General features: G+C 70.2%; 20 protein-coding genes and 1 pseudogene. 11 read left to right on the top strand and 10 right to left on the bottom strand.

Features of this window, described 5'->3' with window-relative positions; translation table 11 throughout:
* Nucleotides 1-25 precede the first annotated feature (25 nt).
* Nucleotides 26-1,051 (bottom strand): hemin ABC transporter substrate-binding protein, encoded by a 1,026-nt coding sequence (locus ACFV6H_RS10980; RefSeq protein WP_385540561.1) that lies wholly within the window; start codon nucleotides 1,049-1,051, stop codon nucleotides 26-28.
* Nucleotides 1,052-1,229: 178 nt separating this feature from the next.
* Between ACFV6H_RS10980 and ACFV6H_RS10975 the strand changes: the two genes are divergently transcribed.
* The 3 genes from ACFV6H_RS10975 to ACFV6H_RS10965 all read left to right on the top strand — a co-directional run bounded on the left by ACFV6H_RS10975 (nucleotide 1,230) and on the right by ACFV6H_RS10965 (nucleotide 5,153).
* A complete protein-coding gene (locus tag ACFV6H_RS10975) occupies nucleotides 1,230-2,705 on the top strand; it encodes an HtaA domain-containing protein (RefSeq protein ID WP_385540559.1) in 1,476 nt (491 codons plus the stop codon).
* A gap of 100 nt (nucleotides 2,706-2,805) precedes the next feature.
* Complete coding sequence (locus tag ACFV6H_RS10970; RefSeq protein ID WP_385540557.1) at nucleotides 2,806-4,413, top strand: HtaA domain-containing protein; 1,608 nt, start codon at nucleotides 2,806-2,808, stop codon at nucleotides 4,411-4,413.
* 86 nt (nucleotides 4,414-4,499) lie between these two features.
* Nucleotides 4,500-5,153, top strand: a complete 654-nt coding sequence (locus ACFV6H_RS10965) for a PhzF family phenazine biosynthesis protein (protein ID WP_385540555.1) — start codon at nucleotides 4,500-4,502, stop codon at nucleotides 5,151-5,153.
* 26 nt (nucleotides 5,154-5,179) lie between these two features.
* Here ACFV6H_RS10965 and ACFV6H_RS10960 read toward each other — a convergent pair whose 3' ends face one another.
* From ACFV6H_RS10960 to ACFV6H_RS10950, 3 genes and pseudogenes are all read right to left on the bottom strand, one after another.
* Nucleotides 5,180-5,845, bottom strand: a complete 666-nt coding sequence (locus ACFV6H_RS10960; protein WP_385540553.1) for a heme oxygenase (biliverdin-producing) — start codon at nucleotides 5,843-5,845, stop codon at nucleotides 5,180-5,182.
* A 160-nt stretch (nucleotides 5,846-6,005) separates the two neighbouring features.
* The gene (map, locus tag ACFV6H_RS10955) at nucleotides 6,006-6,863 is read right to left on the bottom strand and encodes a type I methionyl aminopeptidase (protein ID WP_093602884.1); all 858 of its coding nucleotides are present in this window, start codon (nucleotides 6,861-6,863) and stop codon (nucleotides 6,006-6,008) included.
* 78 nt (nucleotides 6,864-6,941) lie between these two features.
* A pseudogene (locus ACFV6H_RS10950) lies at nucleotides 6,942-7,046 on the bottom strand (IS200/IS605 family transposase); the annotation flags it as partial.
* Nucleotides 7,047-7,097: 51 nt separating this feature from the next.
* Here ACFV6H_RS10950 and ACFV6H_RS10945 point away from each other — a divergent pair.
* Both ACFV6H_RS10945 and ACFV6H_RS10940 read left to right on the top strand, forming a co-directional pair.
* Nucleotides 7,098-8,255 carry an RNA-guided endonuclease InsQ/TnpB family protein gene (locus ACFV6H_RS10945; protein WP_385540551.1) on the top strand — a complete coding sequence of 386 codons (1,158 nt, stop codon included), beginning with the start codon at nucleotides 7,098-7,100 and terminating at the stop codon, nucleotides 8,253-8,255.
* 98 nt (nucleotides 8,256-8,353) lie between these two features.
* The gene (locus tag ACFV6H_RS10940) at nucleotides 8,354-8,581 is read left to right on the top strand and encodes a hypothetical protein (protein ID WP_093602886.1); all 228 of its coding nucleotides are present in this window, start codon (nucleotides 8,354-8,356) and stop codon (nucleotides 8,579-8,581) included.
* A gap of 70 nt (nucleotides 8,582-8,651) precedes the next feature.
* On the opposite strand, the gene ACFV6H_RS10935 is transcribed toward ACFV6H_RS10940, so the two are convergent.
* Together ACFV6H_RS10935 and ACFV6H_RS10930 are read right to left on the bottom strand one after the other, a co-directional pair.
* Nucleotides 8,652-9,968 carry an MFS transporter gene (locus ACFV6H_RS10935; RefSeq protein ID WP_385540548.1) on the bottom strand — a complete coding sequence of 439 codons (1,317 nt, stop codon included), beginning with the start codon at nucleotides 9,966-9,968 and terminating at the stop codon, nucleotides 8,652-8,654.
* Between the two features lie 61 nt (nucleotides 9,969-10,029).
* The gene (locus ACFV6H_RS10930) at nucleotides 10,030-10,641 is read right to left on the bottom strand and encodes a hypothetical protein (protein WP_385540546.1); all 612 of its coding nucleotides are present in this window, start codon (nucleotides 10,639-10,641) and stop codon (nucleotides 10,030-10,032) included.
* A gap of 94 nt (nucleotides 10,642-10,735) precedes the next feature.
* Here ACFV6H_RS10930 and npdG point away from each other — a divergent pair, with 94 nt between their 5' ends.
* Together npdG and ACFV6H_RS10920 are read left to right on the top strand one after the other, a co-directional pair.
* A complete protein-coding gene (npdG, locus tag ACFV6H_RS10925; RefSeq protein WP_385540544.1) occupies nucleotides 10,736-11,494 on the top strand; it encodes an NADPH-dependent F420 reductase in 759 nt (252 codons plus the stop codon).
* Between the two features lie 24 nt (nucleotides 11,495-11,518).
* Nucleotides 11,519-11,773: a hypothetical protein gene (locus tag ACFV6H_RS10920; RefSeq protein ID WP_385540542.1), complete on the top strand. Its 255-nt coding sequence runs from the start codon at nucleotides 11,519-11,521 to the stop codon at nucleotides 11,771-11,773.
* 37 nt (nucleotides 11,774-11,810) lie between these two features.
* On the opposite strand, the gene ACFV6H_RS10915 is transcribed toward ACFV6H_RS10920, so the two are convergent.
* Nucleotides 11,811-12,617 carry a site-2 protease family protein gene (locus tag ACFV6H_RS10915; RefSeq protein ID WP_385540540.1) on the bottom strand — a complete coding sequence of 269 codons (807 nt, stop codon included), beginning with the start codon at nucleotides 12,615-12,617 and terminating at the stop codon, nucleotides 11,811-11,813.
* Nucleotides 12,618-12,841: 224 nt separating this feature from the next.
* On the opposite strand from ACFV6H_RS10915, the gene ACFV6H_RS10910 reads away from it, so the two are divergent.
* Nucleotides 12,842-16,315, top strand: coding sequence for a BTAD domain-containing putative transcriptional regulator (locus ACFV6H_RS10910; RefSeq protein WP_385541019.1), 3,474 nt, complete (start codon nucleotides 12,842-12,844; stop codon nucleotides 16,313-16,315).
* Nucleotides 16,316-16,361: 46 nt separating this feature from the next.
* On the opposite strand, the gene ACFV6H_RS10905 is transcribed toward ACFV6H_RS10910, so the two are convergent.
* The 3 genes from ACFV6H_RS10905 to panB form a co-directional block, all read right to left on the bottom strand.
* Complete coding sequence (locus ACFV6H_RS10905; protein WP_093589291.1) at nucleotides 16,362-17,216, bottom strand: ABC transporter permease; 855 nt, start codon at nucleotides 17,214-17,216, stop codon at nucleotides 16,362-16,364.
* Nucleotides 17,213-18,238, bottom strand: a complete 1,026-nt coding sequence (locus ACFV6H_RS10900) for an ATP-binding cassette domain-containing protein (protein WP_384787493.1) — start codon at nucleotides 18,236-18,238, stop codon at nucleotides 17,213-17,215. Before ACFV6H_RS10900 ends, ACFV6H_RS10905 begins: the two co-directional genes overlap by 4 nt.
* Nucleotides 18,239-18,615: 377 nt before the next feature.
* Nucleotides 18,616-19,503: a 3-methyl-2-oxobutanoate hydroxymethyltransferase gene (gene panB, locus ACFV6H_RS10895; RefSeq protein ID WP_384987101.1), complete on the bottom strand. Its 888-nt coding sequence runs from the start codon at nucleotides 19,501-19,503 to the stop codon at nucleotides 18,616-18,618.
* Between the two features lie 249 nt (nucleotides 19,504-19,752).
* Between panB and ACFV6H_RS10890 the strand changes: the two genes are divergently transcribed.
* From ACFV6H_RS10890 to ACFV6H_RS10880, 3 genes are all read left to right on the top strand, one after another.
* Nucleotides 19,753-21,369, top strand: a complete 1,617-nt coding sequence (locus ACFV6H_RS10890; protein ID WP_385540537.1) for an MFS transporter — start codon at nucleotides 19,753-19,755, stop codon at nucleotides 21,367-21,369.
* 213 nt (nucleotides 21,370-21,582) lie between these two features.
* Nucleotides 21,583-22,221: a TetR/AcrR family transcriptional regulator gene (locus ACFV6H_RS10885; RefSeq protein ID WP_385540535.1), complete on the top strand. Its 639-nt coding sequence runs from the start codon at nucleotides 21,583-21,585 to the stop codon at nucleotides 22,219-22,221.
* 299 nt (nucleotides 22,222-22,520) lie between these two features.
* A complete protein-coding gene (locus tag ACFV6H_RS10880; protein ID WP_384787547.1) occupies nucleotides 22,521-23,546 on the top strand; it encodes an endonuclease/exonuclease/phosphatase family protein in 1,026 nt (341 codons plus the stop codon).
* The last annotated feature ends 117 nt before the right edge of the window (nucleotides 23,547-23,663 follow it).

The following is a 23,663-nucleotide window of genomic DNA, read 5'->3' as shown; positions in this document are numbered from 1 at the left end:
CCGTGCGATCGGTGTCGTCGCCACCTCAACTCCCGTTCGCGTAGAGCTGCTTGACGATCGACTTCAGCACCTCGTCGGTGCGCGGACCGTAGTTCAGCAGTACGCCGTCCTCGATCGAGACGACCTTGCGGTCCATCCCGGCCGGAGTCTCCGCGACTCCCGGGATCTTCACCAGACCGTCCGGCCCGCCCACGGATTCGAGGCCCTTGGTCATCACCAGGATCGCGTCGGGCGCGGCCTTCGCCAGTGCCTCGCTCGTGATCGCGGTGAAGTCCTTCCGCAGTCCCGACTCCTTGCCCGCGTCGACCGCGCCGGCCGCCTCCAGCAGCGAACTCGCTCCGGAGTCGGCGCCGCCGAGCAGATAGACGGAGGCCAAGCCACGCAGATAGAGGAACGCGACGCGCGGCTTCCGTTCGCCCTCGTGCGCCGGAATGTCCTTCTGTACGGCGGCGATCCGCGCGTCCGTACGCTCCTTCAGCTCGGTGCCCGCCGACTCGACGCCCAGCGCGCCGGCCACCGTGTCGATCCGGGCGCCGACATCGGCGAGGCTCTTCGCCGGTGCGACGACCACCAGCGGAATGCCCGCGTCCCGTATCTGGCCGATGGCCTCGGCCGGGCCGGTGGCGGTGTCGGCGATGACGACGGTCGGCTTGAGCGAGAGCACGCCCTCGGCCGAGACATCGTGCGCCCGTGTCACCACCGGCAGTTTCGCGGCCTGTTCAAAGGTGGCGGTGATGTCGCGTGCCACCACGCGTTCGCCGAGGCCGAGCGTGAAGACGATCTCGCTCAGCGAACCGGTCAGCGGCACGATCCGGTCGGTTGAGGTGACCGTCACCTCGCGGCCGTCCGCCGAGTCCACCGTGACGGGCAGTCGCGGCGCCGGTATGCCCGCCAAGGGCTGGACGCGGTCGGCCGTCTTCGTGTCGGCGCCGTCGCTGTTGCTACGGGCGGCGCTGCCGCCACCGCCACCGCCACCGCAGCCGGTGGCGGTCGCGGCCAGGGCGAGGACGAGCGCGGAGAGGAGCGCACTCGTCAGGCGTGATCTGCGCACGGAGTGCACCGTCCTGTTCGTTGTCCTGATCATTCTTTTTGTTGTGGTTTCCGCCGACGCAGGGGTTCCGGTTCGGGCTGGATGTAGCTTAGGTTAGCCTTACCTCGCTTGCCAGATCCCAGGGCATATGTATCTCGGTCCGTTCACCTCTGGTCCGTTCACTTGTGGGAGTCACTCGATGCTGTCCTTCAGACCGGTGCGCGCGTTCGCCGTCGCGCTTCTGCTGGCGCTGCCGGTGGCCCTGCTGCCGTTCGCCGGCGCACAGGCGGCGGACCGTACGGTGCGGGGCGGCAGGCTCGACTGGGGCATCAAGTCCTCGTTCCTGAGCTACATCACCGGGCCGATCGCGCAGGGCAGTTGGGCGCTCACCGGAGGCACGGCGACGGTGGGCAGCCGGTTCCGCTTCCACTCGGCCACCGGCTCGTACGATCCGGACAGCGGGGCCTTCCGGGCGAGCTTCTCCGGCGGCGTCCGGTTCACCGGCCATCAGAAGGCCGACGGAACGTATGAACTCGATCTCACGATCAGCCGGCCCACCGTACGGATATCCGGTGGCGGCGGCACGCTCTACGCCGATATGACGAGCAAGGCCAAGGGCTCGGGCAGGCTCACCACGGCCGAGCAGGTCCCGCTCGCCGCGCTCGATCTCTCCGGGATCAGCATGGTGGGCGGCGGCAGCCCGGTCGCTCTCAACAACGTCCCCGCGACGCTCACTTCGCAGGGCGCCAACGCCTTCGCGGGCTACTACACGGCGGGGACGCCTCTCGATCCGGTCAGTCTCTCCGTGGATGTCGCGGCGGCGAAGAAGCCCGTGAGCCCGTCCACGAGCAGGCCCGCGGGCGAGCCGACAGGGAAGGCGCAGGGGGAACCCGCGGGGGAGCGGGCGACGGGACGGTTCAGGACCGCTGCCGTCGACTGGGGCGTACGCCGTACCTACCGCGAGTACGTCACCGGCCCTGTCGCCAAGGGCGAATGGACCTTGAGCGACGGCGCCCAGGACGGCGGCGCGCTCTTCCGCTTCCCACGCGGTACGGGCTCGTACGACGCGGGGAAGGGCACGCTCGACGCACACTTCGCGGGCACCGTCCGCTTCACCGGAACTGGGACTGGCGCCGGCACTGGACTCGATCTGACGCTGACCGAGGTCGCTGTCCGGGTGAAGGACGGCAAGGGCACGCTCTTCGCCGATGTCACCGACGCGGCCGAGGGCAGCCCGCCTCGGAAGGCCGTGCCTCTGATCACCTTCCCGGCCGAGGACTTCACTCCGAAGAAGAGCCTCGCCTCGCTCACCGAGGTGCCCGCCACGCTGACGGCACCGGGCGCCGAGACCTTCGGCTCCCTCTACAAGGCGGGCACGGCGATGGATCCCGTCTCGCTCGCCGTCGCCGTGGACGACAAGGCGCGGTTGCCCGCGCTGCCTGATCTGGGCAGCGACGCCTCGGCCGCCGCGGAGCCGACGGCGTCCGCCACCACGACTCCGAGCCCGGCCCCGAGTCCCGCCGGGCCCGCCGCCGAAGCCGCGTCCTCGTCATCCGTCGGAGCCGGGACGTATGCGGCGATCGGCGCGGGCGCGCTCGTCGCGGCTGGCCTCGCGGGACTCGCCGTACGCACGGTCCGCAGGCGCAGCGGCGCCGCCGCCGCGGACGAGAGCTGACCTGCGTACATCCCGTACCCCGTACCCCGTACCCCGTACCCCGTACCCCGTACCCCGTGCACCACTTCACCGCACCACACCATCGAGGAGACCACCGACCATGGCAGCCATACGCCGCCCCAGCACACTCGCCGCCGCCATAGCGACGGCGGCAGCCCTCGGCGCCTCCGCCTTCGCGATCCCGGCGCTCGCGGCGGGCGCGCCGGCCGTCGCGCCCACCGCGCCGCTTGCCGCGCCCGGTGCGGCCCCAGGCGCGGCCCCGCAACTGGATCTGAAGGACGGCACCTTGGACTGGGGGCTGAAGGAGTCGTTCCGCAGATATGTGACGGGCATCGCAGGCGGCACCATCGCGGCCACCGACGGTGCTACCCAGGCCGCGGGCAACGGCCCGTTCACCTTCTCCAACGGCACCGGTACGTACGATCCGGCGACGCACAACGTGACCACGGACTTCGACGGTACCGTCCGGTTCACCTCCACGGCCCATGGCTTCGACATCAAGCTCGCCGACGTCAAGCTGGTCACGGAGGGCACGGCAGGAGCGATCGAGGCGGATGTCACTCTCAACGGCGCCACGCAGGACGACATCGAGCTCGCCTCGATCGATCTCGCGGGCATCCGCCCGGAGACCGCGAACGGCTCGATGGTCTTCAGGGACATCCCGGCCAAGCTGACCGCCGACGGCGCCAAGGCCTTCAACGGGATGTACGCGGAGGGCACGGAGCTGGACAAGGCGACGCTCGCCGTCGCGTACTCCACGCCGTCGCCGAGTCCGACGCCCACGCCTACCCCGACGCCCACGCCCACTCCGACGCCTTCGGTGACGCCGCCCACCGAGCCGCCGACCGGTGAGCCCACTCCCTCGCCGACCACCACCGCCTCCGAGACACCTCCGGTGGCCGAGGACGGCGCGATCGTCGACGGCAATCTCGACTGGGGCGTCAAGGAGTCCTTCCGCTCGTATGTCACGGGCCCGATCGCCAACGGCAAGGTCGAACTCGGCGACGGCGCGACGCAGTCCGGGGCGGCCTACCGCTTCCCGGAGGGCACCGGCTCCTTCGACGCCGACGCGCAGACTCTCTCCGCGTCCTTCGGCGGTACGGTCCGTTTTCTCGGCCATGAGGAGGACGGCACGTATGTCCTGGACCTCAAGCTCGGCGGTCTGCGGGTGGAGGTGGCGGACGGCAAGGGCACGCTCGTCGCCGATGTGGCCACCAAGGACCGCGAGACGCACGAGGTCGCCACGTACGAGGACCTGAGCTTCGCCACGCTGGACCTCCCGGACGGTGAACTGGCCGCCGAGGACGGTGTCGTGACCTTGAGCGCGGTCCCGGCGACTCTCACGGCCGACGGTACGAAGGCCTTCGGCGGGATGTACCCGGCGGGCACCGACCTCGACAAGCTGACGCTCGCGGTCTCGCTGAACGACAACGCCAACCTGCCGGACGGCACGGGCGGTACGGACGGTGCCTCGGGTGGCACGGGCGGTACCGGCGGCACATCCGGCGGCACAGGCGGCTCCGGCACCGTCGGCGGCTCGGGCACGGCCGGCGGCGGTACGGTCGGCGGCTCCACCGCCCTCGCCTCCACCGGCTCCGACATCCCGACGGGCGCTCTGCTCGGTACGGCGGGCGCGATCGCGGTGGCGGGCGCGGCGGCGGTCTTCGTGGCCAGGCGCCGAGGCATGGCGCAGGAGGAGATCGCGTAGGGAGATCGCGTACGGGCAGGTCCGTACCGCCGAGGAGGAGAACGGGCGGCGGTACGGACCTGTTTCCGTGATGCTTGAATGCCCGGGTGACAGACATCGACGTACTGAGCGTCTTCTGCGGTGCCGACGGCCGACACGGCAATACGCTCGGCGTCGTCCGCGAAGGGCGGCACCACCCGGACCGGGCGGCGCGGCAGGCGCTCGCCGCCCGGCTCGGCTACAGCGAGACCGTGTTCGTCGACGATCCCGAGCGCGGTGTGGTCGACATCTACACACCGGGCCTGCGCCTCCCGTTCGCCGGACATCCGCTCGTCGGCGCGGCCTGGCTGCTCGATCTGGAGACCGTGAATCCGCCGGCGGGCGAGGTATGGGTCCGCCAGGACGGCGAGTTCACCTGGATCACGGCCCGCCCGGAGTGGGCGCCGCCGCGCACGCTCCGCCAGTACGCCACCACCGCCGAGGTCGACGCCCTGCCCGCGCCACCGCCCGGCGACGGCTGGCTCTACGCCTGGGCCTGGCAGGACGAGGCGGCGGGCCGCGTCAGAGCCCGCGCCTTCCCTCGCCGTGACGACGGCATCCCGGAGGACGAGGCGACCGGCGCGGCGGCCCTCCTCCTCACCGCACAACTGGGCCGGGCCCTGAACATCACCCAGGGCCGCGGCTCCCAACTGATCACGGCCCCGGGCCCCGACGGCACCATCGAAATAGGCGGCCGAGTACGCCTCCTGACGGCCCACTGAGACCGTCCGGCAGGCTCCTACGCGCCCTACGCGCTCAGCGGGAACTGCGTTCCCAGGTCGCGGAAGACCGCGCCGTTGAAGTCGAACGCGCGCTTGCACTCGTCGACGATCCGCTGCTTCTCCAGGTCGTCCGCCGCCAGGCGGTCCAGCAGCTCGCGGTAACTCCGCTTGAACGCGGCCGGGTTGGGGATCTCCTCGAAGACATAGAAGCGGACGCCGTCGCCCTTGCGGGAGAAGCCCCAGGTCTTCTCCGCCTTGTCGCGGATGATCTGGCCGCCGGAGAGATCGCCGAGATAGCGGGTGTAGTGGTGCGCCACATATCCGCCGGGCCAGGTGCGCGCGCACTCCTCGATCCGGGCGGCGTACGCGGCGGTGGCGGGCAGTGGGTCGAGGCCCTCGCGCCACCTCGGACCGCGCAGATGCGCGAGATCGCGCTCCAGCTCGGGCGTACGGGCCAGCTCCGGCCGGATGAAGGGCCCGGCGACCGGATCCCGTCTCAGCGTGTCCATGGCGCTCTCCAGTGCGCCGTACACGAACCAGAGCTGCTCCGTGTAGCGCGTAAAGGCGTCCACACCGAGCCGGCCGCCCAGCAGATCGCTCATGAAGGTCGAGGTCTCCGCCTCGGTGTGCTGTTCGTGCGAGGCGACACGGATGAGTGTGGAGAAGGGCGTGGCGCTGGCGGTTGCGTCCAAGGCGGGCCTCCGGAGACCAAAGGGGACGGGAACGGGCGAATGCCGTGTGGCGGCACGCGCTGCCGCCACAAGCGATACTCTTACTTAGGCTTACCTAAGTCAACTGGTTCCCGACGTCCTGTCGGTAAAAACGCTACCCCGCATCGGCGGTACGGCAACCTCACGGAAGAGTGAGGATCTCCGCGCCCGTGTCCGTCACCACCAGCGTGTGTTCGAACTGCGCCGTCCGCTTCCGGTCCTTGGTGACCACGGTCCAGCCGTCGTCCCACATGTCGTGCTCGTAGGTGCCGAGCGTCAGCATCGGCTCGATGGTGAAGGTCATGCCCGTCCGCATGACGGTGGTGGCGTGCGGGCTGTCGTAGTGCGGGACGATCAGCCCGGAGTGGAAGGACGAGTTGATCCCGTGGCCGGTGAAGTCCCTGACGACGCCGTAGCCGAACCGCTTGGCGTACGACTCGATCACCCGCCCGATCACATTGATCTGCCGTCCGGGCCGCACGGTCTTGATGGCGCGGTTCAGCGACTCGCGGGTCCGCTCCACCAGCAGCCTCGACTCCTCGTCGACATCGCCGCAGAGATAGGTGGCGTTGTTGTCGCCGTGGACGCCGTTGATGTACGCCGTGACGTCCAGGTTCACGATGTCGCCGTCGCGGAGCACCGTGGAGTCCGGGATCCCGTGGCAGATCACCTCATTGACCGAGGTGCAGAGCGACTTGGGGAAGCCGCGGTAGCCGAGCGTCGACGGATAGGCGCCGTGGTCGCACATGAACTCGTGCGCGACCCGGTCCAGCTCGTCGGTGGTGACGCCCGGCGAGATGTGCTTGGCGGCTTCCTCCATCGCCTGCGCGGCGATCCGCCCGGCGATCCGCATCAGCTCGACCGTCTCGGCGGTCTGCACCTCGGGCCCGGTGTACGGCGCGGGCGCGGGCTTCCCGACGTACTCGGGGCGCCGGATCTTTCCGGGTACGGAACGGAGGGGAGAGATCTCCCCGGGGATGAGCAGTGACTGGCCAGACATGCCAGCGAGTCTAACGAGCGTGTGTGGGGCAGCATGGTGTTCAGCATGATCTAGCGCGGGACCCTGGGCGTTCATGCCCTTGCAGCGTCGAAGGATCTCGTCGGTGAACGGACCGCGCCGGTACTTGGGTGTGAAGACCAAGTGGGCATGGAGGGTGTGGACGACCGTACGACCCCTGCGGATGTTGGGGTTTGACCCAGTGTGGTGACATAGGGTAATGCTACGATTGCGGGTGTGAAGATCGTGACGCAGGTGAAGTTGATGCCGGAGGCCGGCCAGGCCGCCGCGCTGTCGGCGACCCTGCGTACGGTCAATAAGGCCGCGTGCTGGGTATCCGGTGTGGCGTTCGAGCGCGGTGTCCCGCGTGAGTATGAGCTGCGGAAGCACACCTACGCCGAGTTGAAGGCGCGCGGGCTGGGGGCGCAGGCCGCCCAGCACGTCATCAAGAAGACGCGTGACGCCTACGCCACGTTGAAGGCGAACATCCGCGCCGGGAACCTGGGCAAGCCGGGGTCGAAGCGCAGGGTCAAGGCGGAGTCGAAGCCGATCACGTTCCGGCCCGAGGCCGCGCAGCCGTATGACGACCGGTGCCTGTCCTGGCAGTACGACGTCCGAACGGTGTCGATCTGGACGACGGCCGGACGGCTCAAGAACGTCCGCTTCGCCTGCTTCCCGGACGCGCTCAAGATGCTCCGCGAGCACCGCAAGGGCGAGTCCGACCTGATCGAACGCGACGGCGTGTTCTACCTGATCGCCGTCTGCGATGTCCCCGAGGACGAGCAGTACGAGCCCAGCGGGTTCATCGGTGTCGACCTCGGGATCACCAACATCGCTACCACCTCCACCGGCTACCGGGCTGCCGGGCGCGGCCTGAACCGGCACCGGAAACGACAGCTCGATCTGCGGAAGAAGCTCCAGGCCAAGGGCACCAAGTCCGCGAAGCGCCTCATCAAGAAGCGCTCCCGCAAGGAAGCCCGGCACACCGCCAACGTCAACCACATCGTCTCCAAGACCATCGTCACCACCGCTGAACGCACCGGCTCCGGTATCGCCCTGGAAGACCTCACAGGCATCCGAAGCCGGGTACGGCTCCGTAAGGACCAGCGGACTGCCCTGCATTCGTGGAGCTTTCTCCAGCTTGGCCAGTACATCGAGTACAAGGCCAAGCGGGCTGGGGTGCCGCTGGTGTACGTCGATCCGGCGTACACCAGTCGGCAATGCTCCGAGTGCGGTCACATCGACCGGCGCAACCGCCAGTCACAAGCGACGTTCGCCTGCCGGTCCTGCGGGGCCCTCATGCACGCGGACGACAACGCGTCCCACAACATCGGCCGCAAAGGCGAGACCGTGTGGACTGCGGGGCGTGAGTCACGCGCCCCTGCCACCCCATAGGGATGTCTGGACGGAGGAGCCCACCCGGCATCCAGTTGGGCGCTACCTCCAAACCCGGCCGTTTACAGCCGGGCCAAGTTGACAGGAAGGAGCCGACGATGGCCCTGTTCAAGAAGCGTACGGTCGGCAAACCCGGCGAGTGGTACTACTGCCTGCGCCACCAGAAGGTCGAGGAGGGCCCGCAGTGCCGCGCGGCGGACCGTTTCGGCCCGTACGCGAGTCCGGAGGAGGCGGCGCACGCGATGGACACCGCGCGGGAGCGGAATCTGGAGTGGGAGACCGACCCGAAGTGGCACGACAAACCGGACACTCCGGCGGAGGACTGAGCCGAGCGGTGACGCCGCGACCGTTCCCGCCGCCGACACGGCATGGCAGGGCGGTCGCGGCGCCTGGGCATCAGCTCGGCGAGGTCGGGGCCGACGTCGACGTCGAGGCCGGTTCCTGTAGTGGCTCCTTCGCCGCTCGGCGGCGTTGCGCGTCCTCGTCCGTCGTCGCGTCGTACGTCACCAGCTTCGGCAGGACCACCGCCAGCAGGCCCACCGAGGCCACACACGCCAGCCCGCCGCCCCAGATCGCCGGGCGGGTGCCCGTCCAGCCCGCCATCGCGCCCGCGCGTACCTGGCCCAGCTGGGGCCCGACGCTGTACGAGAGCACCTCGATCCCGGCGAGCCGGCCGCGCAGCTCCTCCGGGATCGTCTGGTTCCAGATGGTCGAGCGGCCCAGTCCGCTGAGCATGTCGCCCGCGCCCGCGAACGCCAGGCACACCAGCACCAGCCAGATGTTCGCGAACCATCCCGCGGCCGTGATCGCCAGCCCCCAGCCCGCCGCGCCGAACACCACGAAGAGCCCGTGCCGCCGCACCCGTGAGGTCCAGCCGCTGGTCAGGGCGAGCAGTGCCGAACCGACCGAGCCCGCCGCGTACATCAGCCCGAGCGACCACTCCGCGTGCAGCTCGTCCGCGAGGAACGGGAAGATCGTGTTCGGGAAGGCGAAGAACATCGCGGCCAGATCGATCGCGTACGTCCCCAGCAGCACCGGTCTGCTCCACGCGTACCGCGCGCCCTCCGCTATGCCACGCAGGGACGGCTTCTCCGCGTCGTGCGCGGCGGGCGCCGCCGACAGCCGCGTACAGAGCAGTACGGAGACGGCGAACGTCACGATCGTGAGCCCGTACGCCGTCGCGTGACCGGCGTACGCGACGACGAGCCCGGCCAGCGAAGGGCCCGCGATCGAGCCGACCTGCCAGCGCACGGCGTTGAGCGCCGCGGCGGCGGTGAGCTGGTCGTGCGGCACGATCCTGGCCATCATCGAGTCCAGCGCCGGACGCTGGAGCCCGGCCAGCGCGGACACTCCGCCGGCGACGACATACAGCGGCCAGAGCATCGGCCGCGGCAGCAGCGCGTTCAGCAGCAGCACGGCGGCCAGCAGCCCGAGTCCCGCCTCGGTGAGCAGGATGACCTTGCGCCGGTCGACGGCGTCGGCGAGGGCGCCTCCGTACAGCCCGAAGACGATCAGTGGGACGAGTTCCACCAGGCCCATCGCGCCGACGGCGAGAGGTGAGCCGGTCAGATCCTTGATCTGGAGCGGCAGCGCGATCATCGCCATGAAGCTGCCGACGGTCGTCACCAGCCCTTGCACCCAGAGCAGCCGGAAATCGCGGGAGGAACGCAGAGGAGAGAGATCCGGCAGGATCGCGCCGAGCTTTTTGGTCACGAGCGGCCATGTTCCGTGCCGGTGGAGGGAGACGGCAAGCGGATTTTACGACTCCGGGCTCTTACCACCGCGCCGGCGGCGGCGCCGTGAGCTGGTCCGCCAGCCAGGACAGCCGGTCCCGGAAGCGGCGCCGGCCGCGTACGGTCGGCAGGCTGTTCTCGCCGGCCGCCGCGCTCACCAGGTGCTGCACGGTGTCGAGGTCCACGCCCTGCGCCGCGTCCGGCCCGCCCACGGTCAGCGCGTCGTGGGCCAGCCCGTGCACCTCCGCGTCACCGCCGTCCAGCGAGAGCACCGTCGCTCCGGCCCGCCGCGCGTCGTGCACCCGTTCCAGCAGTCCGTCGTCCGGCCGGCGCGGTGCCACGACGAGCAGTGTCTCGCCACGGCCCGCTGCTTCGAGCCGTCCCAGTCCGACGGCGAGATGCGCCGGATCCTCCGGCCGTACCCGGTGCCGTACCAGCGTGGGATTCAGCTCCGGCTGTCCGGACCACGCCGCCTCGTCCACGAGATGCGCCGCGAGATGCCAGGGCTCGTACTCCTCCGTCCCGACCAGCAGCAGCCCGCCGCCCTGTGGTACGACGGAGGAGCGCAGGGCTCCCGCGAACCGGCGGGCCGCGGCCGGCCACTCCGTACCCGCGAGGACCTCACGCAGCAGTGCGACGCGTACGGCATCCATGGGCCCGCATCCTGCCGGAGTCCGGCGGGCGGCGCGGCCGATAGCCGGCAGCTCACCCGAACGTGACCTTTTACCGCCCAGTAGGGTCGGCGACATGACTTCAACGGACAGCGGCAACACCTCCTCCGACACTCCCAAGCCCACAGTCCCCGTGCCCGCGCCCGCGCCCGCCAAGGATCCCTGGGACCTCCCGGACGTCACCGGGCTCGTCGTCGGAGTGCTCGGCGGCACCGGGGACCAGGGCCGTGGGCTCGCCTACCGGCTGGCGAGGGCCGGACAGAAAGTGATCATCGGATCCCGGGTGGCCGAGCGCGCGGAGTCGGCGGCGGCCGGACTCGTCGCCGTCGGTGCCGAAGGGATCGAGGGAGCCGACAACGCCGAGTGCGCGCGGCGCAGCGATGTGGTGATCGTCGCCGTGCCGTGGGAAGGGCACGCGAAGACGCTGGAGGGCCTCAAGGACGAGTTGGCGGGCAAGCTTGTTGTCGACTGCGTCAATCCGCTCGGCTTCGACAAGAAGGGCGCGTACGCCATCACTCCCGAGGAGGGCAGCGCGGCCGAGCAGGCCGCCGCCCTGCTGCCGGAGTCCCGGGTGACGGCGGCGTTCCACCATCTCTCCGCCGTGCTGCTCCAGGACCCGGACGTCGAGCGGATCGACACCGATGTGATGGTGCTGGGCGAGGCGCGCGCGGACACGGATGTCGTGCAGGCGCTGGCGGGCCGTATCCCGGGCATGCGCGGAGTCTTCGCGGGCCGGCTGCGCAACGCGCACCAGGTGGAGTCGCTGGTGGCCAATCTGATCTCGGTCAACCGCCGTTACAAGGCACACGCCGGGCTGCGTGTGACGGACGTCTGACCGGTCGTCCGGCCCTTGCCGGGCATGGGGGACACTGGAGCGCGTACCGCCAGCTCGTACAGAAACCCCAGACAGGAGCCGACCTCCATGCCCCGCCTCGCTCTCTACGCCCTTGTCGTCTGCGTCCTGGCCGTCGTCGCGGCCGTGGTCTCGTTCGTCCAGGGAAACTGGCTCGGCATCGTCTGGGTGCTGCTCGCCGGACTCTCGTCCAACATGGGCTGGTACTACCTGCGCAGGGCGAAGTTCGAGCGGGCGGCCTCGGCCACGGAGGCTTCGTAGGACGCCGCGAGTTGAGCGTTACGGGCCGGGCTGAGCGTTACGAGCCGGCCGGGCCGCAGACGAACTCGTTCCGGGACTCCCAGAAGGTGAAGAGGTTCCGGCCGCAGTACGTGTCCAGATTGCTCACGCCGAGACCGCGCAGGATCGCGTCGATCGCGTCGAAGAAGACCGCGTTCACGCCCGGGATCAGGATGATCACGAAGACGGCGAGCAGCCCGAACGGCGCGTACGGCTCGACCTGGCGGCGGATCCGGTACGACAGCCAGGGCTCGATCACGCCGTAACCGTCCAGCCCGGGCACCGGCAGGAAGTTCAGGATCGCCGCGGTGACCTGGAGCAGCGCGAGGAAGCCGAGCGCGTAGCGGAAGCCGTCCGGCATCCCGGAGAGGCCGTCGAACCAGAACGGCGCGGTGCAGACGACCGCGAACAGTACGTTCGTGAGCGGGCCCGCCGCGGAGATCAGGCTGTGCTTCCAGCGGCCCTGGATACGGTTCCGCTCGATGAAGACCGCGCCGCCCGGCAGACCGATGCCGCCCATGATCACAAAGATCACCGGCAGGACGATGCTCAGCATGCCATGGGTGTATTTGAGTGGATTGAGCGTCAAATATCCCTTCGCACCGATCGTGATGTCGCCACCGTGCAGCGCGGTGCGGGCGTGCGCGTACTCGTGCAGACAGAGCGAGACGACCCAGGCGCCCGTGACGAACAGGAAAACGGCGATCCGGACGTCCGCCGCGAAGTCCGTCCAGACGGCCCAGGCCGCGACGGCCGTGACGGCGGCGATGCCCAGGAAGACCGGGGAGATCCGCCGGTCGCTGTGGCGTGAGGTGGCGGTGGTCATGGGCGAGGCTCCCCGGGAGGGTGGTGTCGGCGGTCGGGCCTGCCCGACCGTACCGCTCGTACGGCTTTGTGGTGGCTGCCGGGTCGCCATGGCTGCCGCATCGGAAACGTCTCGCCGACCGGTCTGAGTTCCGGACCGGAGGCACGGGACGTACGAATCGCCACATGGGCACGCGAACCGGGGCGTGGGACGACCGGCCCGGTGGCGTCACGGACAATGGGCGGATGCGCTACCGCGTTCTCGGCACCACTCGGGCACTGCACGACGACGGCACGGCCGTCGCCCTCGGTGGCGCGCGGCTTCGTGCGCTGCTGACGGTCCTCGCGCTGCGGCCCGGACGTACGGTGCCGGTCGGAACGCTCGTCGCCGAGGTCTGGGACGGCGATCCGCCCGCCGACGCGATGGGCGCGCTCCAGGCGCTCGTCGGGCGGTTGCGGCGGGCGCTCGGGCCCGCGGCGGTCCTGTCGGCGGACGGCGGATACCGGCTGTGCGCGGACGAGGACGACGTCGACCTGCACCGCTTCGGCCGGCTCGCGGCGGAAGGGACGCGGGCCCTGGGCGAGGGCGACGCGGCCAAGGCGGCGGGCCTGCTCGACGACGCGCTCGCGCTCTGGCGCGGTCCGGCGCTGGCCGACCTTCCGGACCGCGGATCCGAGGCGGCCCGCTGGGAGACCAGTCGGCTGGAGGCCCGCAGGGCCCGGCTCACGGCCCTGCTCGCCCTGGGCCGCGCGGAGGAGACACTGCCCGAACTGGCCGCGCTCTGCGGTGAGTTCCCGCTGGACGAACCTCTCCAGGCCCTCCGTATCCAGGCCCTGCGTGACGCCTCGCGCCCGGCGGAGGCGCTGGCGGCGTACGACGGTGTACGCCGCGCACTCGTGAACCGGCTGGGTACGGGCCCGGGCCCGGAACTCCGGGCGCTGCACGAGGAGTTGCTGCACGCGGACGGTTCCGACGGCGGGACCGGGGGAGGAGCGGGCCGTACGGGAGTGGGCGGTACGGGAGTGGGCGGTACGGGAGCGGGCGGAACGGCCGTGGTCGGCGAGGGCCGGGCGTCAGGTCCGCGCGGTGGACCGGCGCAGGCGCGCGGTGGACCGGTGCAGGGCAACCTGCGGGCGCGGCTGACCAGTTTCGTGGGCCGGGAAGGCGACATCGAGGCGATCCGTGAGGACCTCGGGCGGGCCCGGCTGGTGACGCTGCTGGGGCCGGGCGGCGCCGGGAAGACACGGCTCTCGCAGGAGGCCGCCGAGCGGGTGGCCGAGGACTGGCCGGACGGCGTGTGGTTCGCCGAACTGGCGCCCGTGGACGATCCGGAGACCGTTCCCGAGGCCGTCCTGACCGCGCTCGGAGCGCGCGAGACCGTGCTGCGCGGGGCCGGCGGCGAGGAGCTGCGGGCGGCGGACAGACAGGCCGGCGAGCCGCTCGTACGGCTGGCCGAGCACTGCGGACGGCGGCGCATGCTGCTCCTGCTCGACAACTGCGAACACGTCGTGGAGGCCGCCGCGACCTTGGCCGAGACCTTGCTCGTCCGCTGCCCGGAGCTGACGGTTCTGGCGACCAGCCGTGAGCCGTTGGGTGTGCCGGGTGAGGTGGTGCGTCCGGTGGAGCCGTTGCCGCCGGATCCGGCGTATCGGTTGTTCGGTGAGCGTGGTCGTGCGGTGCGTTCTGGGTTCGATCCGGAGAGTGATCCGGTGGCGGTGGCGGAGATCTGCCGTCGGCTGGACGGGTTGCCGTTGGCGATCGAGCTGGCGGCGGCGCGGCTGCGGATGCTGACGCCGCGTCAGATCGCGGATCGTCTGGACGACCGTTTCCGGCTGCTGACGAGTGGGAGCAGGACCGTACTGCCGCGCCAGCAGACCTTGCGCGCCGTGGTCGACTGGTCCTGGGACCTCCTCACCACCCCGGAACGCGCCGTACTCCGCCGCCTGTCCGTCTTCACCGGCGGCTGCGCACTGACGGCCGCGGAACGTGTCTGCGCGGACCCCGAGCCGCAGGCGCACGCCGCTCCCGCCGTCTCCTCCCGTGACGTCGCCGGGATTCTCGGGTCCCTTATCGACAAGTCCCTCGTCGTTGCCGCGCCCTCGCCGGACGGCGATATGCGTTACCGGCTGCTGGAGACCGTCGCCGAGTACGCCGCCGAGCGGCTCGATCAAGCCCGGGAGCGGGCGGAGGCCGAGCGGCGGCACCTCGTTCACTACCGGGAACTCGCCCGCGTCACCGATCCTCTGCTGCGCGGGCGCGGTCAGCGCGCCGGGATGGCCCTGTTGCAACTGGAGTACGAGAATCTGCGCACCGCGCTCCGCCGCGCCCACGCCGCGCGCGACGAGCACGAGATGCTCTGTCTCGTCCTCTCCCTCGGCTGGTTCTGGCAGATGCTCGATCTGCGCGCCGACGCCCGGCAGTGGTCGCGGGCCGCCGCCGGCCTCGGGCCCGATCCGTTCGCGCCGCCCGTCGTCCCCGCGCCGCCGATCCCGCAGCGCTGCACGGACACGCCACCGCCCATGACCGCCGAACTCCTCCAGGAGGCCAGACGCGAGGTACGGCTGATCGAAGCGGCCAGCGTGGAACACGTGGCCGAGGACTGGACCAGTCCCGAACGCCTCGCCTGGCTGAGCCGCGTCACCTCCGTCTACGGCACCGGCCTGCCGCAGACCTGCCGCTTCCCGGGCACTCTGGCCGTCTTCGCCGTCATGCTCAGCGGTGATCCGGAGCGGCTGCGCATGGTCCTCGACGAGACCATACGGACCTGCGAGGAGTTCGGTTACGAATGGGAGCTGGCCGGCACACTCCATCTGCGGGCCAACGTCCTGGCCAACCGCAGCGCCCGGGCGGGCGACGCGAGCCGTGACGCCGACCGCAGCCTGGCGATCTACGACCGGCTCGGCGACACCTGGGGCGCCGCGGAGGCGCTCTCGGCCCGGGGCGAGGCCAGGGACAAGCGCGGTGAGTACGCACTCGCCGCCGAGGACTACAGGGCCGCCATCCGCCATGCCGAGGGCCTCGGCGCACAGAGCCAGGTCGCCCTGCTGCGCTCCCGGCTCGCGCAGACCATGCTGGAGATGGGCCAGGGCGAGGAGGGCGAACGCATCCTCCGTGACGTACTCGCCCTGGGGCCCGAGGTGGCGCACGAGGTGATGCCGGCCGCCCGGCTCTTCCTCGCGATGTGGCTGGGCCGTACCGGACGCCTGGCGGAGGCACGGGAGGAACTGGAACTGCTCCTCGACGTGTTCCACTCCGGCACCCTGGCGATCTTCGAAGGCTTTGTGAAGGGCGCCCTCGCCTGGCTGGACTGCGCCGAAGGCCGCTGGGCCGAGGCGCTGGAGGCATCCCGGGAGGCCGTGGAGACCGCGCTCTCGCCGCTCTCGCAGATGGTCGCGCCCGAGATGGCCGCGGTCCATATGCTCACCGCCGCCTGGGCCCTGGCCGGTCCGGTCGGCCCCGGCGCCGACGACCAGGCGGCCAACGACCAGGCGGCCGACGACCAGGCCTACGCGCGGGCACGCGACGCGGGCCGGCTCATCGGCGCGTACGAAGGGCTCCTGCCTCCCGGGCACTTCAGAGTCTCCACGGAGCGGGAACTGCTGACGCACGCGCGCGCGGCCGCAACGGCCGCCCTCGGCGACACCGCATTCGAGACGGCCCACGCCGAGGGCGGCACCCTCACTCTGAAGGAAGCCGCCGCCCTCGTACGGTCCGTCTGACCCGTACGGTCCGTCCGACCAACCGGCCCTCAGGACTTCTCCTGGCTCAGGACTTCTTGCGGAACTTCGCCACCGCCAGCGGAGCCGTCACCACCGTGATTCCCGCCGCCCACGCCAGCGTCACCCACACCGAGTGCGCGACCGGACCGCCGTTTATCAGACCCCGCGCCGCGTCCGCGAGGTTGGAGAGCGGGTTGTAGTCGGTGAAGGTCTGGAGCCAGCCGGGCATCGTGGACGGCGGCGCGAAGATGGACGAGCCGAACTGCAAGGGCATCAGTACGAGCATGGCCACGCCCTGGACCGCCTGCGCCGTCTTCATCGTCAGTCCCAGCAGGATGAAGATCCACATCAGTGAGGCACCGAACGCCAGGGAGAGTCCGACGGCTCCGGCCAGCTCCAGCACGGAGGTCTTGATCTCCAGCCCGAGCAGAAAGCCCATGCCGAGCAGAATGGCGGTGGCGACCAGCATCCGGCCGATCTCCACGACGATCTTCGCGATCAGTACGGAGGACCGGGCTATCGGCATCGTACGGAACCGGTCCATGACTCCCTTGCGGAAGTCGTCGTTCATTCCCGTGCCGACGGCCATCGCGATGTTCATGCCCATCATCGCCATCAGACCGGGAATCACATAGTTCACATAGGCGTCCCGGCTGCCGCCGAGGCTCGCGCCGACCGAGCCGCCGAAGACATACACGAACAGCAGCGTGAAGATGACCGGCATCAGCAGGACGTCGAACATCGACTCCGGATCCTGCTTGATCTGAAGGGCGTTACGGCGCACCAGCGCGCCGATGTGCCGGAGATTGGCGCGCAGGCCGATCCGGCCCTCGTCGGCCCGGACCGGCGACGGCACGGGCGTCCGCCCGGGCGCGGAGGTGGGCAGTGTGGTCGTGCTCATACCGCGATCTCCTCGGGTGCGATGTCGGACACGGAGGTCTTCTGGCCGGTGATCGCCAGGAACACCTCGTCCAGGCTGGGCAGATGGGTGCCGATATGGGCGATGCCGAAGCCGCGCTCGCCCAGCAGGCCGACGACCGCGGTGAGCTGCTCGTCGCTCAGGATCGGTACGTACAGCAGTCCTTCGTCCGGGACGGCCTGGGTGCCGGAGACCCCGTCGAGGCCGGTCTCGGCGATCGCCCTTGCCATCGCCGGGAGTTGCGCGGGATCCGTCGGCCGGATCTGGAGCGTGCGACCGCCGACCTTCGCCTTCAGCTCGTTCACTCCGCCGCTGGCGATGACCCGGCCGCGGTCGATGACCGTCAGTTCGCTCGCGAGCTGCTCGGCCTCCTCCATGTACTGCGTGGTGAGCAGGACGGTGGCGCCCTCGGCGACCATCCGCTGCACCTCGTCCCAGACCTCGTTACGTGTACGGGGATCGAGCCCGGTCGTCGGCTCGTCCAGATAGAGCACCGAAGGCCGGCCGATCATCGAGGCGGCCAGGTCGAGCCGGCGGCGCATACCGCCCGAGTACTGCATGGCGGGCTTCTTCGCCGCGTCGGTGAGGGAGAAGCGCTCCAGCAGTTCGTCGGAGCGGCGGCGGGCGTCCTGGCGGGAGAGATCGAGGAGCCGGCCGATCATATAGAGGTTCTCCCAGCCGGAGAGCTTCTCGTCGACCGAGGCGTACTGACCGGTGAGGCCTATCGTGCGGCGGAGCTGGCGGGGCTGGCGCAGCACGTCGTACCCGGCGACCATGGCGGTCCCGGCGTCCGGCTGGACGAGCGTGGAGAGAATACGGACGAGCGTCGTCTTGCCGGCGCCATTGGGTCCGAGCACACCGAGGACGGTGCCCTCGCGCACATCGAGGTCGACTCCGTCGAGTGCCCGGGTGCCCTGTGGTCCGCCGTACTGCTTGACCAGCCCCCGCACCTCGACGGCGTTGCCCGTGCGGCTGCCGTTGGGGTTCTTGTCGATTCGCGTCATGACAACAGTGGACCATCCGCCACCGACAATCCACCGACAGTCCGCCGACAAGTGGCTGTCAGCCGGCCGACCGCCTGTGGACAACCGCGTGCGAGAGCCGCATGCGACAGCCCGCCGACGGGGGATGATCGGCGGGCTGTCGCTCGTGCGGGCAGTGGCTTCAAGGCGTGCTGTGCTTCGCGCGTGTGCTGTGCTCCGGGAGTACCCGTCGTACGGATGTGCTGATGCGCATACGTACGGACGGCGCTCGCGCCCGGAGCGGCGCGCGGAAGCGTGTGTTGTGAGTCGAGCCCCGTGCGCTTCTGCCGAGTGCGCTGTTGTGCGCCCGGCTTGCCGCCGCGGGTGCCCGCTCTCCCACGCGTTCCCACGCGCTCCGGCTAGTGGAAGGTGTGCTCCTCCTGAGGGAACGTTCCGCCAATGACCTCGTCCGCAAACTCCTTCGCCGCATCGCCGAGTGTCCGGCGCAGATTCACGTACTGCTTGGTGAAGCGCGGCACCTTGCCGCCCGTCAGCCCGACCATGTCCGTGTACACGAGCACCTGCGCATCCGTCTCGACTCCCGCGCCGATACCGATGGTCGGGATGTGCAGAATCCGAGTGACCTCGGCGGCCAGCTCGGCCGGCACCAGTTCGAGCACGACCGCGAAGGCGCCCGCGTCCTGCACCGCCTTGGCGTCGCGCAGGAGCTGCTGGGCGGCCTCCTCGCCACGGCCCTGCACCCGGTAGCCCAGGGTGTTGACCGACTGCGGAGTCAGCCCGATGTGTCCCATCACCGGGATACCGGCCTGCACCAGCAGCTCGATCTGGGTGTGCGAGCGCTCGCCGCCCTCCAGCTTGATCGCGCCGACACCCGCGTCCTTCACCAGCCGGGTGGCGCTGCGCAGGGCCTGGACCGGCCCTTCCTGGTACGAGCCGAACGGGAGGTCGCCGACGATCAGGGCGCGCCTGGTGCCCCGTACGACCGCGGCGGAGAGCATCGTCATCTCGTCCAGCGTGACGGGCACCGTGGTCTCGTAGCCGAGGTGGACGTTGCCCATGGAGTCGCCGACGAGCAGTACGGGAATGCCAGCCTCGTCGAAGACGGAGGCCGTCATCGCGTCATAGGCGGTGAGCATCGGCCACTTCTCGCCGCGCTCCTTGGCCGCCGCGATGTCATGGACCGTGATGCGCCGGGAGCTTGTGCCGCCGTACAGCGCCTTGGTGTTCTCCGCCTTCGCGCCGCTCCCGCTTTCCGCGGGCGGCTTCTGCGCAGCCTGAAGAGTCATGGCCGATGGCCCTTTCGTCATCTCGAGGCACCCTGACGGTGTCCCCGGACCGCAACCATGGTGGCATCCCGAGGCCACACTCGGGAAGTGGGTCCTCGTACCGGCCCTCACACCGGCCCCACATGCCCCATGCGCATCCCACGCACCTCACGTACACGGGCTCCGAGATGCCTCGCACCTCACCGGCTGCCGGTAAAGATTCTCCAATACGAGACGGTCTCGTATCGAAATCGGTCTAGCCTGTGCGTCATGTCCACACCGTCCGGCGCCCCGGTCGCCGCACCTCGCATACCCGAAGCCGTCCACCGCCGCCGCTGGGCGATCCTGGGCGTGCTCATGTTCAGCCTGCTTATTGTCGTTCTGGACAACTCGATCCTGAACGTGGCGGTCAAGACGATCGCCGCTCCCGAACCCACCGGCATCGGCGCCACCCAGAGCGAGCTGGAGTGGGCGATCAACTCCTACACGCTCGTCTTCGCCGGACTGCTCTTCACCTCGGGCCTGCTCGGCGACCGTATCGGCCGTAAGAAGGTACTGCTCTTCGGCATCTTCGTCTTCGGCGCCGGTTCGGCGCTCGCCGCCCTGTCCGGATCGCCCGCCGAACTCATCGGCTACCGCGCCCTGATGGGCTTCGGTGCCGCCTTTGTGATGCCTGCCACTCTCGCCGTTCTGATGAATGTCTTCGAGCGCGACGAGCAGCCCAAGGCCATCGGTATCTGGGCGGGCAGCGTGGGCCTCGGGATCGCCATCGGCCCGATCACCGGCGGACTGCTGCTCGAACACTTCTGGTGGGGCTCCATCTTCCTGGTCAATGTGCCCGTGGCCGTCGTCGCGCTGATCGCGATGGTGCTCCTCGTACCGGACTCCAGGGATCCCAATCCCGGCCGGGTCGACCCGCTCGGTGTCGCGCTCTCCATCGTCGGACTGGTCCTGCTCGTCTACGGCATCATCCGCGGCGGCGAACTGGCCGACTTCACGGCCGCCTCCGTACTACTGCCGCTGCTCGGCGGTGTCGCCGTACTGGCCGCGTTCGTCTGGCACGAGAAGCGCAGCAGCCATCCGGCCATCGACATCTCGTACTTCAAGAAGCCGGCCTTCGCCGCCGCCGTCGCCGCGATCGCGCTGGTCTTCTTCGCGCTGATGGGTGTGACGTTCTTCTCCGCCTTCTATCTCCAGAGCGTGCGCGGCTACAGCGCGCTCCAGTCGGGACTGCTGATCGTGCCGCTGGCAGCGGCCCAGATGATCTTCGCGCCACGGGCCCGGCTGATCGTGGACCGGTTCGGCGCCCGCGCGGTCTGTACGGGCGGCATGCTGCTGGTCGCGGGCGGTCTCGCGGCGTTCGCGTTCTTCGGTGCGGGCACGCCGGTCTGGGTGCTGTGCGTGGTGTTCTTCGTCCAGGGCACCGGAATGGCGCACATCATGCCGCCGGTGACCGTCGCGGTGATGCAGGCGCTGCCCAGGGAGAAGGCCGGTTCGGGCTCCGCGATCAACAACACCTTCCGTCAGGTCGGCGGAGCCCTCGGCGTCGCCGTCCTCGGTTCCGTGCTCTCCGCGACCTACCGCGGCGGGATCGAGGGACACCTCGGCGCGGTCCCGGCCGCGGCGCGGGACGCGGCGGGCGAGTCGATCGAGGCGACGCTCGGAGTCGCGGAGAAGCTGGGCCCGGCCGGCAGGCCGCTGATCGGCTCGGCGTACGACGCGTTCCTGCACGCCATGCATGTCACGGCGATCGGCTCGGCTGTGGTCGCGCTGATCGGTGCGGCGGTCGTCGCGCTCTTCCTGCCGGGACGGCCGCCGGCGCGGAAACTCGCCGGGAGCGAGGAGACACCCGAGCCCGCCGCCGCTGCCTCCACCACCCGGAGCTGACCGACGGTCCGTCCCGGCCGCCCGTCCGCCCGGCCGCTTCCGGGACGGACGTACGGGCAGGGCGTGGCGTACGGGTGGCCGGGTGGCCGGGAACGGCGGGCGCACTGCCGTCATGTACGAGAATCAGGGCGGCGCGAGTACGGCCGTACAAGGCTACGGCGGGACGGCGGACGGAACGGGAACGGCCGACGGGCCGGCGAGAGGCGGAACAGCGTGCTGGAGCAGGATCACGCGAAGGAACACCGGCGCGGCAGGCCACGCAGCGAGGCGGCCGAGCGGGCGATCCTGGAAGCCGTCGTGAAACTGCTGGAGGACGGCGTGCCACTGGCCAGCCTCTCCATCGAGCGCATCGCCCGAACGGCCGGCGTCGGCAAGTCCACCATCTACCGGCGCTGGCAGGGCAAGGAAGAGCTCTTCGTGGACGTCCTGCGCGAGATCGAGCCGCCCGACGCCGAACTGCCCGGCACCTCCGCCCTCGACGATCTCCGCGTCATGCTGGAGTCGATCCGCAGACGCGGGCTGGCCCAGCGCTCCTCGGCGCTGCTGCACAACGTCGTCGTACAGATGAAGAGCCAGCCCCGGCTGTGGGAGGAGTACTACAGGACGGTGGTGGAACCACGGCGGCGGATCACGCTGGCCGTGATCGAGCGCGGAGTCGCCTCGGGCGAGCTGCGTGACGACATCGACGTCGATCTGCTGCACGACATGTTCCTCGGACCCATGCTGGTCCGTACGCTGCACCGGCCCGGCGCGCCGCTGGACGAGGATCTCGCCGAGCGGATCGTCTGCACGGCGCTCCAGGGCCTGAGCCGGCGCACGCCGCCTGCGCCTGACCGTACGCCGCCTGTCTGACCGCACGCCGCGTGCCTTACTGCGGAGGTGCCGGAGGTGCACCTCCGAAGGCGCTTGGCCTGGGGAGCGCCGGAGGCCGATTCCCCGTACCGTACGGGGAGATTCCGGACGGCACCGGCCGGACGCGTCCCGTGCGTGTTCCGTCACAGCCGTCGGCTATCCGTCCTTGATCGGAACCCGCCGCCCCGCGGCCATCGTCTCCGTGACAGTACGGCCGTCCACAGACGGCGGAGAAGCGCCCGTACATCCCCTAGGGTCAGAGGCGGGCGTGCACAGGCAAGGCAGTGAGGGCAGCGGACATGACGCAGGAGTACACAGCGCACTCGGTGACGGCGGACGGGCACGAGCCCCGCACCGGATCCCGCGTCAGAACCCTGCTGGGCCGCTGGCGCCGGGATTCCGGCGTCTGGCGGCGCGGCATCATTCTCGCGATCATCGCCGTGCTGGTCGCTCTTCTGATGATCTTTCACGCGCAGATCCCCAACCGGATCGGCAATCTGGGCAGTCTCACCGAGACCTTCCTGCCCTGGCTCGGGCTGACCGTTCCGGTGCTTCTCGTACTGGCCCTGGTGCGCCGCTCGGCCACCGCGCTGATCGCCCTGCTGCTTCCCGCCGTGATCTGGCTCAACCTCTTCGGCGGACTTCTCGTCGGGAAGTCGGGCGTCGGCGGCGATCTCACCGTCGCCACGCACAACGTCAACGCGGGAAACCCGGATCCGGAGGGCACCGCGAGCAGCCTCGCGGAGTCGGGCGCGGATGTCATCGCGCTGGAGGAGTTGCAGGCCAGTGATGTACCGGCGTACGAGAAGGCGCTGGCCGGCACGTACAAGTACCACTCCGTGCAGGGCACGGTCGGGCTGTGGAGCAAGTACCCGCTGACCGGCACCGAGCCCGTCGACATCCGGCTCGGCTGGGTCCGCGCGATGCGCTCGACGGTCACCACACCGCACGGCCCGGTCGCCGTCTATGTGGCCCATCTGCCGTCCGTACGGGTCAAACTGCACGCGGGCTTCACCGCCAACCAGCGGGACAACAGCGCGGACGCGCTGGGCGAGGCCATCGCGGCGGAACAGATCGGCCGGGTGATTCTGCTCGGTGACCTCAACGGCACGATGAACGACCGTTCCCTCAACGCCGTCACGTCCCAGATGCGCTCCACCCAGGGCGCGGCGGGCGACGGTTACGGCTTCAGCTGGCCGGCGTCGTTCCCGCTGGCCCGGATCGACCAGATCATGGTGAAGGGCGTCGAGCCGACCTCGTCATGGACTCTTCCCAGGACCGACAGCGACCATCTGCCGATCGCGGCCCGGGTGCAGCTGTCCTGACGGGCCGGCTGTCCTGACAGGCCGGTCGCGGCCCGGGACCGGTTGCCTTTCGCTTCGGCAGGACGCCCGGCGCAATCCGGTGTTCACTTGCCGGAACAAACGGGCTGAGAGGCTTTG

The sequence above is a fragment of the Streptomyces sp. NPDC059743 genome (assembly GCF_042732975.1).
Classification (GTDB): Bacteria; Actinomycetota; Actinomycetes; order Streptomycetales; family Streptomycetaceae; genus Streptomyces.
Note: the sequence above shows the minus strand (reverse complement) of the source record. Positions and strands in the feature narration are given on the sequence as shown.

Bases quoted from the DNA above. Each gene is read 5' to 3' on its own strand.
- ACFV6H_RS10975 (WP_385540559.1), top strand. From the start codon at position 1,230: ATGCTGTCCTTCAGACCGGTGCGCGCGTTCGCCGTCGCGCTTCTGCTG.
- ACFV6H_RS10970 (WP_385540557.1), top strand. From the start codon at position 2,806: ATGGCAGCCATACGCCGCCCCAGCACACTCGCCGCCGCCATAGCGACG.
- map (WP_093602884.1), bottom strand. From the start codon at position 6,863: ATGTCTGGCCAGTCACTGCTCATCCCCGGGGAGATCTCTCCCCTCCGT.
- ACFV6H_RS10940 (WP_093602886.1), top strand. From the start codon at position 8,354: ATGGCCCTGTTCAAGAAGCGTACGGTCGGCAAACCCGGCGAGTGGTAC.
- ACFV6H_RS10930 (WP_385540546.1), bottom strand. From the start codon at position 10,641: ATGGATGCCGTACGCGTCGCACTGCTGCGTGAGGTCCTCGCGGGTACG.
- npdG (WP_385540544.1), top strand. From the start codon at position 10,736: ATGACTTCAACGGACAGCGGCAACACCTCCTCCGACACTCCCAAGCCC.
- ACFV6H_RS10920 (WP_385540542.1), top strand. From the start codon at position 11,519: ATGGGGGACACTGGAGCGCGTACCGCCAGCTCGTACAGAAACCCCAGA.
- ACFV6H_RS10915 (WP_385540540.1), bottom strand. From the start codon at position 12,617: ATGACCACCGCCACCTCACGCCACAGCGACCGGCGGATCTCCCCGGTC.
- ACFV6H_RS10910 (WP_385541019.1), top strand. From the start codon at position 12,842: ATGCGCTACCGCGTTCTCGGCACCACTCGGGCACTGCACGACGACGGC.
- ACFV6H_RS10905 (WP_093589291.1), bottom strand. From the start codon at position 17,216: ATGAGCACGACCACACTGCCCACCTCCGCGCCCGGGCGGACGCCCGTG.
- ACFV6H_RS10900 (WP_384787493.1), bottom strand. From the start codon at position 18,238: ATGACGCGAATCGACAAGAACCCCAACGGCAGCCGCACGGGCAACGCC.
- panB (WP_384987101.1), bottom strand. From the start codon at position 19,503: ATGACTCTTCAGGCTGCGCAGAAGCCGCCCGCGGAAAGCGGGAGCGGC.
- ACFV6H_RS10890 (WP_385540537.1), top strand. From the start codon at position 19,753: ATGTCCACACCGTCCGGCGCCCCGGTCGCCGCACCTCGCATACCCGAA.
- ACFV6H_RS10880 (WP_384787547.1), top strand. From the start codon at position 22,521: ATGACGCAGGAGTACACAGCGCACTCGGTGACGGCGGACGGGCACGAG.